The organism is Arthrobacter sp. 2YAF22_2 (assembly GCF_052114645.1).
Taxonomy (GTDB): Bacteria; Actinomycetota; Actinomycetes; order Actinomycetales; family Micrococcaceae; genus Arthrobacter.
This window is the reverse complement of the sequence record NZ_JBFRFD010000716.1, coordinates 1-1,372: the sequence shown is the minus strand read 5'-3', so window position 1 is coordinate 1,372 and position 1,372 is coordinate 1. Positions and strand designations below refer to the sequence as shown.

The 1,372-nt window shown below is 68.1% G+C and carries 1 protein-coding gene and 1 pseudogene; both read right to left on the bottom strand.

The window, feature by feature from the left end:
* Positions 1–1,117, bottom strand: a 1,117-nt coding sequence (locus AB4Y86_RS18970; protein WP_441403675.1) for an alkaline phosphatase family protein, incomplete at its 3' end; no start/stop codon positions are given.
* Positions 1,114–1,372: pseudogene (locus AB4Y86_RS18965) on the bottom strand (hypothetical protein); the annotation flags it as partial. The gene AB4Y86_RS18970 and the pseudogene AB4Y86_RS18965, both read right to left, overlap by 4 nt.

Below are 1,372 nucleotides of genomic sequence, written 5' to 3'. Positions count from 1 at the left end.
GGCTGTAGTGGTTGTACGGGGTGGTGGACCAGGTGCCGCCCTTGGTGAACGGCGAGAGAACCAGCGCGCCGACCCGGCCGCCGCCCAACCCGGTAATGCCCGGCAGCGGCGAATTCGGCCCGGGACCCTCACCGCAGCACGCGCTGGCATCGGACTGCGGGCCGTCCGATTCGTCGAAGGTGATGACCAGGACGCCGTCCTGTTTGAACGCGGGGGAGGACGTGATCACCGGGACCCACTGTTTGAGCCAATCGTCGGCGCTCTTCAGTCCGCCGGGCTGCCCGTCGACGCAGGGGGAATCGTGACCGTCGTGGCAGAGATTGGGCGTGATCATGGACAGGTTCGGCGTGGTAGCGGCGGAGGCGAGGTCCGTCTTTAGGGCGGACAGGTCGACGTCGTTCTTCGCGCAATCAGGCGAGCCGGTGATCCCGGCGAAGTAGACGAACGGGTTGTGCCGGGCCGCATACTGGTCCCCGACTTTGGCCTTCTGAGTGTCATCCACGGCGCCCAGCGCAGGGTGCCGGCATGGCGTTCCCATGTCCTCCATGTACCCCTTCCAGCTCTTGCCGGCGTCCGTGAGCTGCCCGGCGACGGTGGGGACGCTGGCCGGGAAGACGCACCCGTCCCCGACGGCCTGGCCCGGGCTGGCGGTTCCGCTGCCCGCGAACGGGGTATAGCTTTGGCAGTCGGCCTGCATTTGCGGGTTCGGCCCCTGCCCGGAAATCTGCGCCACGTAGTTGGGCTGCGAGTTGTGCGCGGTTCCGAAGTACTGGTTCAGCAGTACTCCTTGGCTCCTGAGAGTCTGGGAAAGGTACGGTGCGGCCGATGCCGGGCCCCACGTTTCGTCGTAGCCCTTGTTTTCGAGGTTGATGACGAAGACGTGGTGGGCGCCGGGCAGGTAGCCCTGGCCTGCGACGGCGGCCGGCGCGGCGCCGGGAACGGCGGCCCGGGCCGCGTTGGCCGGCGTTCCCATCGTGGCGGTCACCGGACCGAAGCTCAGCACAGCGGCGGCCAGCACGGGCAACGCGATGACGGCGAGCCGCTTCAAAGTGCGGCGGTTGCCGCGCCTTTGATGGGCGCCGGCGGTTGCGGGATCCATTGGGGCGGTGGGGCTCACGGGAGTTTCCATCCGTCGGCGAGTGCTTTCTCTTTCAGTCCGGACCATTCCTCGGCCGGCGGCGGGCCTACCGGGGTACAGGCTGGGCCGGCCACGAAGGGCGGGACAAGGTACTTAGGTGCGGCCAGGTTGGCCGGTGTGCCGAAGTCCAGGACTTCGGCGATGTTGCGGGTGGCGTCATCGGACAGCGCTGGGCGGGCGCATTCGGCAACGGCGGGCAACGCCTCTTTGTGTTTCCGGACCTGGATTTCGTGC